3 protein-coding genes and 2 pseudogenes are annotated in these 6,759 nt (G+C 72.5%); 4 read left to right on the top strand and 1 reads right to left on the bottom strand.

The window, feature by feature from the left end; all coding sequences use genetic code 11:
* Positions 1–163: 163 nt before the first annotated feature.
* Positions 164–406: pseudogene (locus tag ABZ693_RS28695) on the top strand (IS200/IS605 family transposase); the annotation flags it as partial.
* Positions 407–1,146: 740 nt separating this feature from the next.
* Positions 1,147–1,254: pseudogene (locus ABZ693_RS28690) on the top strand (IS5/IS1182 family transposase); the annotation flags it as partial.
* Positions 1,255–1,314: 60 nt separating this feature from the next.
* On the opposite strand, the gene ABZ693_RS28685 reads toward ABZ693_RS28690, so the two are convergent.
* The gene (locus tag ABZ693_RS28685; protein WP_359883059.1) at positions 1,315–4,737 is read right to left on the bottom strand and encodes a S8 family serine peptidase; all 3,423 of its coding nucleotides are present in this window, start codon (positions 4,735–4,737) and stop codon (positions 1,315–1,317) included.
* A 232-nt stretch (positions 4,738–4,969) separates the two neighbouring features.
* Between ABZ693_RS28685 and ABZ693_RS28680 the strand changes: the two genes are divergently transcribed.
* Both ABZ693_RS28680 and ABZ693_RS28675 read left to right on the top strand, forming a co-directional pair.
* Complete coding sequence (locus ABZ693_RS28680) at positions 4,970–5,521, top strand: SigE family RNA polymerase sigma factor (protein ID WP_359883056.1); 552 nt, start codon at positions 4,970–4,972, stop codon at positions 5,519–5,521.
* On the top strand, positions 5,518–6,330 hold the full coding sequence (locus tag ABZ693_RS28675) for a hypothetical protein (RefSeq protein WP_359883053.1): 813 nt from the start codon (positions 5,518–5,520) through the stop codon (positions 6,328–6,330). The genes ABZ693_RS28680 and ABZ693_RS28675 overlap by 4 nt, the downstream gene beginning before the upstream one ends.
* Positions 6,331–6,759 lie beyond the last annotated feature (429 nt).

Raw genomic sequence — 6,759 nt, 5'->3', positions numbered from 1 at the left:
GCCGCGGTCACTCCGCTGCTCCCGGGCCAGTACGTCCTGGAGATCGACGCGGCCTCGACCGGCGGCTTCCACGTCGACACGACGTACCACCTGACCGCCGCCCCCGTGTAGGTCCAAGGATGCCGCGGCCAGGAAGTGGCCGGTGACGACCGGGACGGCGAGCAAGGCCGCCGTCTCGAAGCTGGTCAACAGCCTCAAGGGCGTCTCCGCTCGCCGGATACGGCAGGAGTTCACCGGCCGGTTCAACCGCGCCATCATGCACGGGCGCCTGTGGTCCCCCTCCTATTTCTCCGCATCGTGCGGCGGAGCACCGTTGACGATCGTCCGCCAGTACATCGAGCAGCAAAAACGTCCACTCCAAAGTGCACGTCAGAGCAATCTTGAGATTCATTCATCCCCGGCGTGAACGCCGGGGCTTTCTGCAGGGAACCCGGCAAGAGGCCGCCCCCACAACCCAACTCCTCCCTGTCCGAGGCGCCTTGTCGGGTCGGACAGACGGCAAAACGGCCATTGCACCGAGGGGATGCATGTCGTTCGAAGAGGAGTGGAACCAGCTCAAGGCCGACGCTCTGCGCAGACGCGAGACGAGCATGGCCCTCGCCTCCGCCGACGGACGGGGCGGCGGGGGTGGGGTGGCCGCGCCCCAGAACGGCGACCTGGGACTCCGCGACGCGCCCATCCGCGCCAAGGCCTCGGGCTTGCGGGTCGCGAACGGCGAGGCGCGCGGAAAGACCAAACTGGACGACGCCCTCGCCGCCGCCATTCGGACACCCACCTTCGGGGCCCGCCGGCTTCGGCACGTTCATCGCCCGTGCGGCCCACCAGATCCGCGGCACGTCACGCTGCCCCCGAAGCTGCCGCGAGCCGCCGCCAGTCCGCCGACCGGCACGTTCTCCAGATCTCGCCGACTTCTACGGCGGCCGCGTCATCGACAACCAGTAACACCCGACGAACCCGAGAAGCATCAATGAGCCTTTCCAACCTGGCGGTAGTGGCCACGAGTTGGACGCTCCTGCGCAACGACGAAGCTCCTGGTGGACGGTGTCACGACCAAGATCCACCGTGCTGCCAGGAGCCTCGCGTGCTTGTCTACCCGTCGTCGATCGACCTGTCCAGTCGCACCCTGCGATATCTGGCCGGACATCCGACCGGATCGCCGCCGACACCCCGTACCACTCCGGGAAACACAAACGCCACGGCATGAACGTCCAGGTCCTCACCGACCCGTTCGGACGCCTCCTCGGCACCGGTCCAGGAGGCCGCACCCGGACGCGGGCCGTCCGGGTGCGGTGCGCACCGTCGGCGCCCGGACGGTCAGGGGGCGAGGTGGTAGGCGTGCAGGATGGTCTGCTCCACGGTGCCGCCGTCGGTGCTGAGTGCCGTGGCCTTCAGGGAGACGAAGGAGCCGGAGCCCGCCGGCGGAGGAGTGATGGTGACGCGATGGCTCGCGGTGCCGTCCGAGCTGACCGGGGCGTCCTGCCATGTCGCGCCGTCGTCGAAGGAGACCTGCACGGTGAGGCTCTTGGTCGTGGACGCCTCGGCGCCGGCCTGCCGCTCCACCCGCGCGGTCAGTGTGTGCTCGGTACGGGCGGTCTGGTTGGTGGTGTCGACGGGGGCGAAGAAACGCACGACGTCCAGGGGCAGCGCGTCGGTGCGCACCGCACCGTCGTCGCCGGGTGCGACCGCGGCGGAGCGGAAGGTCCATGCCGCTTCCACCGTCGTCGACAGGGGCGTCCACGGCTCTCGGCGGGTGGCCCGGGCGGTCAGCCGGTAGGTGGCGGTGTCCTGGGGGACGGCGAAGGTGGCTCTGGGGGACTCGCTGGAGCCGAGCTGCTGCCCGTCCTTCGCCAGGGTGAGGTGCACGGTGTCCTGCAGCCAGTCGGGCATCGGGCCGCCGTAGTGCCTGGGGGCCGCGTCGCTGAACAGTTGCGGTTCCGCGCTGATGGTGCCGTCACTGGCGCGGCCGATCGACGGCGCGTCGTTCTTGACGGGCGCCAGGCCCGGGCCGATGACGGCGGCGTTCCACCGGTCGACGCAGGTGCCGCCGGCCGTGCACGAGACGGTGCCGGTCTGGGTGACGGGCAGCGGCAGGTACTCGCCGCCCGCGCCGACGTGCTGGCTGAAGTACGTCTCGCGCAGCTGGCCGCGCACGGTCATGTACTCGGTGCGGGCGGCGGGCAGGGCGAAGTCCGGTTCGACGATGCTCATCCCGCCCAGACCGGACTCGGTGGGCCAGCTCGACGTGCTGCCGGCGGTACCGGGCCCTTGCGCGTAGTAGTGAGTCCTGACGGCGGCCAGGTCCTCGCGGGCGAGGCGGAAGGCCGGGTCGGGGAGGGAACCGGTGGTGAGCAGCAGCAGGTCGTAGCGGTCGGGCAGGCGTCCGTTCGATGCCTGCGTGCCGTTCTGGATGCTGCGGACGTAGAAGTCCAGGGCGCCGGCGGACGCCCGCTCGCCGGGCACGACGTAGAGGCGTCCGGGCCTGCCGAGCAGGGCGCTCTGGTCCGTGCACGGCTCGTCCTCGTCCGGGCGGTAGCAGTAGCCGACCGACAGCGAGTAGGGCTTCGCCCCGGGGTCCGGAACGGCGACGGTGACCGGCTTGCCCTGCCGGGCGTCCACCGTGCGTCCGATGTCCTGGCGGACGTCCAGCTCCGGCTGGAGGAACATGGCCGACGTCGGTGCGGTGGTGTCGGTTCCGGGGGTGACCAGGGTGCCGCCGAGGTTGTAGCGGCCCTCCGGCACGCTTGCTGCGGCCTTGCCGTCGTTGAAGGTGAGGCCGAACGTCCGGCCGTCGGCGAGGTTCGTCAACCGTACGGAGGAGAAGCCCTGTTCCCGTGAGCCCGGGCCCAGCGGTGCGCCGTTGCGGTCGACGGCCTCGACCGTGACCTGGCGCCGTACGGCCTCCTTGGTGACCGCGAAGGCCGGGCCGGTCACGACGGTGCCGCCCTCGGCGGTCGCGGTCAGACGTCCGCTGAAGGATGTGCCGGACGCCGCGGCGCCTGGGTCGATGGTGACCGTGGCCTGGGCCGTGCCTCCGGAGGGCACGGTCACAACGGTAGGCGACACGGCGAACAGCCCCTTCGGTCCCGGCTCGCCGTCCGGGCCTGTGGTGTCGGCGGCCACGGCGAGGGAGACCTCCGCCGAGCCGGTGTTGTGGTACGTGACGGTTCGGGCGACCGGTTCGGTGGCCTTCGGGTCGGCGAAGTACACGCCGGTGTCCTCGGCGGTGGCGAACACGCTCTGGGCGGTGGCCCGCGCCACGTCCAGGCGTCCGGCGCCCTGCTCGTACGCCCCCTGCCCGGCGATCGGCTTCGCCGAGGAGGTCAGGGCGGCCTTGAGCTGCGGTCCCTTCCAGTCCGGGTGTGCCTGGGCGAGCAGCGCCGCGGCGCCGGCGACGTGCGGCGTCGCCATCGAGGTGCCCGACAGGGCGGTGTAGTGGCCGCTGACCGGGTTGTCGCCGTCGGTGCCGGCCGCGCGGGCCGCGACGACGCCGATACCAGGCGCCGTCAGGTCGGGCTTGACCGCGTGATCGCCCGGTCGCGGCCCCTGGCTCGACAGGCCGGCGAGCGTGTCGTCGCGTTCGACGGCGCCCACGGTCAGGGCCGCGTCAGCCGTACCGGGCGCGCTGACCGTACCGGGGCGTCCGAGGTTGCCGGCCGCTACGACGAACAGCGTGCCGTGACTCGCGGAGAGGTTGTCGACGGCCTGCGAGAGGGGGTCGGTTCCGTCGGTGACGGCGCCGGACAGGCTGAGGTTGACGATGGGCGCGCGCGCGGCGGCCCACTCCATCCCTTGCAGGACCCACGACTCCTGCCCACCGCCGTTGTCGTCCAGCACCTTGCCTACCAGCAGTTCGGCGTCGGGGGCCATACCCCGGTAGCGGCCGTCGGACGCGGCACCGTCCCCCGCGATGGTGGAGGCCACGTGCGTGCCATGACCGTCGCCGTCGGACACACCGCTGCCCTGCGTGAAGTCCGCCGACTCGCCGATCGATCCGGAGAAGTCGGGGTGCGTGGAGTCGATGCCGGTGTCCAGCACGGCGACCTTCACGCCTTTTCCGGTCCAGCCGGACTTCCAGGACTGCGGCGCACCGACCTGGGCCGTGCTGCGGTCCAGGCTGACGCCGACCTTGCCGTCGAGCCAGACCTTGGCCACGCCCGGGGCGAGAGCCGCCGCCGGCCTGCCCTTCGACACGGCGGGGCCCCACTGCTTCCAGACCTGGGACACCCGCTTCTTGTCGGCCCGCAGCGCCGCGCCGCGCATGCTCGCCAGGGTACGCACGGACGTCACCCCGGCCGACGGTCGCGGTGCGGCTTTCCCGCCGGCCGCCTTGTCGTAGGTGACGATCAGCGGCAACCGCGGGCTGTGGGCGTCGTCGTACCCCTGGGCCACGAGTCCCGTGATGTCGAACAGTCGCGGGTCCAGGTACCCGGCGCGCAGCGGTGCCACCGCGTCCTGCGGGACCAGCGACAGCGAATCCCCGCCGCCCTGCTGGGTGAACGCGATGTCCTCGCGCCCGGGGCCGGGCAGTACGGCGACCACTGACACCGTGCCGTCGGCGCCGACCCGGGCGGTGACCTCGTCGCCCGTGATGAGCGTCACCTTCACCACGGACCCCGCCCCGGCAGCCGCGGCCGTGTGGGGTGGGGCCGCTCCGGCGGGCGGCGCGGCCGCCGTGCCGGTCAGCAGTGCGGCCAGCACGACGGCGGTCGGCGGGCCTGTTCTCCGTATGCCTCGCATCCGTGTCCTCTCGATCGCGCGGCCCCGCGGGAGCGTCCGCCCGCATGACACGGGCGGACGCTCCGGACGCGGGCGCCGCTCGCTTCCATGTCTCAACAGGACGACGGAGCGGGCAGGGCGCGGGGATGTCACGGGGTGCCGGGAAAAAATAATCCGGAGAGATCTCACTGCTCGTGACATCCCCGCGCCCGGCCCGCTCCGTCGAAGGGGCAGAGACGAACGGAGACACCCATTGCGTACCGGTGACCTGGAGGAATTCCGCGGCTTCGCCGAGGAGCGGCTGGTGCACCTGCGCCGCACCGCTTACCTGATGTGCGGTGACTGGCACCACGCCGAGGACATCACGCAGACGGCGCTGGCGAAGCTGTACGCCGTGTGGGGGCGGCGGCGCCAGATACGGAACCTGGAGGCGTACACCCACCGCGTACTGACCCGGGCCTGCGTCGACCACATGCGCAGGCGCTGGCGTCGCGAACAGCCCTCCTGCGTACTGCCCGACAGTGCCGAGCCCTGCGCGGACCCGGCGCTGGGACTTCAGGTGCGCGCCGCGCTGGCCGTCCTGCCGCCTCGGCAGCGGACGGTGGTGGTGCTGCGCTACTGGGCCGATCTGGACATCGCCGCGACCGCCGCGGCCATGGGCTGCTCCACCGGCACGGTGAAGAGCCACGCCGCGCGGGCGTTGGACCGCCTGCGCTCCCTCCTGGGGGACGACGCGGACGCCGACATGTTCGGGGCGTTCGCTCCTCCAGCCGATTCCAGCCGAAAGATGGTTGCACTGCGATGAACGACCACGATGTCAAGACCCTTCTGGAGGCCGGGCTCCACGGCGAGCCGCCCCTGCGGACCAGCGTGGAAACGGTGGTCACGGCCGGACGGCGCAGCCGTGTCCGCCGCCGTGGAGCACTCGCCGGAGTGGGCCTGACCGCAGGGGTCGCGGTGGCCGCCCTGGCACTGGTCGTGCCCGGCGCCGGCCCGGGCGCGACCCCGTCCGCCGCGGCCGACCCGCTCGTCGGGCCGCTGGTGCCCGCCGCGGCCGACAGCGCGGCGCCGCGAAGCCTGCGGCCCGACACCTTCGGGCCGGGAACCGAGCACACGACCCGGTGGAGCAGCGAGCGGCTCGCCGCCACCCTGGTCGGGCTGCTGCCGCCGGGCGGGGCGACCGTCTCGGAGGCGGACATCCCCGGCCGGACCTATCGCGTTCAATGGGACGGCGGGACCGGCCCGGTGGAGTTCGTCGGTGGAGCGGAATACACCGCCAAGGCCCCGCGGGTACCGCTCTGCGCGAGTATCACGATGCCGAAGGTCGCCCCCCGGCCGGGCGCACCTGCTCCGCGTGACACCGCCCCGGCGAGTGACTGTCGGGTGGTGGAACTCGCCGACGGAGCACGGGCGGAGGCCGTGACGCTGCGGTTCCCCCGGGACGGACAGTCGTCCTCGTACGTCCGGGTGCTGCGCAAGGACGGCCGGACAGTGTCCCTTCAGCAGTGGACGGGCCGACCGGACGCCGAGGGGGCGCCCGGCACGCGGTCACAGCCGCAGCTGGACACCACCGCGCTGCTGAAGATCGCGAACGACCCCGCCTGGACGTTCTGACCTGTGCATGCCCCGGCCCTGCCGCCTCGATCGGGCAGGGCCGGTGGTGTCCGGCTGCGGCCGAGGACCGTGAGACGGGCCCCCGCCCGGCCGGTACCGACGGGAAGGCGCCGGCGTGTTCTGTTCGTCTGGTCACCGTTCGCGGCACCGCGCCCGGACATCGCGTATCGCGCGTGATTCGCGGTGGCGGGGAGGGACGCGCGCGCTGGAGGTGGTGATCCGGAACCGCGAATGAGGTGGTGGCGGCGATGCCGTACGAGACGTCGGCCCGGCGTGCGGCCGAGCCATGGCCACGCCGGCATCGGCGTGGCCATGGCTCGGTTTCGTTCGCCTCGTCCGGTGCCGATTCGCCGGCCTGCCCGGGCCGCGTGACGGTACGGGCGTGGGGACGGGCGGCGTCGTGGCAGCGGCGGCGGCGTGGCCTTCAGC

Source organism: Streptomyces laurentii (assembly GCF_040635425.1).
Classification (GTDB): domain Bacteria; phylum Actinomycetota; class Actinomycetes; order Streptomycetales; family Streptomycetaceae; genus Streptomyces; species Streptomyces laurentii.
The sequence above is the reverse complement of the archived record's forward strand: the minus strand, read 5'-3'. Positions and strand labels throughout refer to the sequence as shown.

Excerpts from the sequence above, each read along its gene's own strand:
- ABZ693_RS28685 (WP_359883059.1), bottom strand. The coding sequence starts at position 4,737 with ATGCGAGGCATACGGAGAACAGGCCCGCCGACCGCCGTCGTGCTGGCC.
- ABZ693_RS28675 (WP_359883053.1), top strand. The coding sequence starts at position 5,518 with ATGAACGACCACGATGTCAAGACCCTTCTGGAGGCCGGGCTCCACGGC.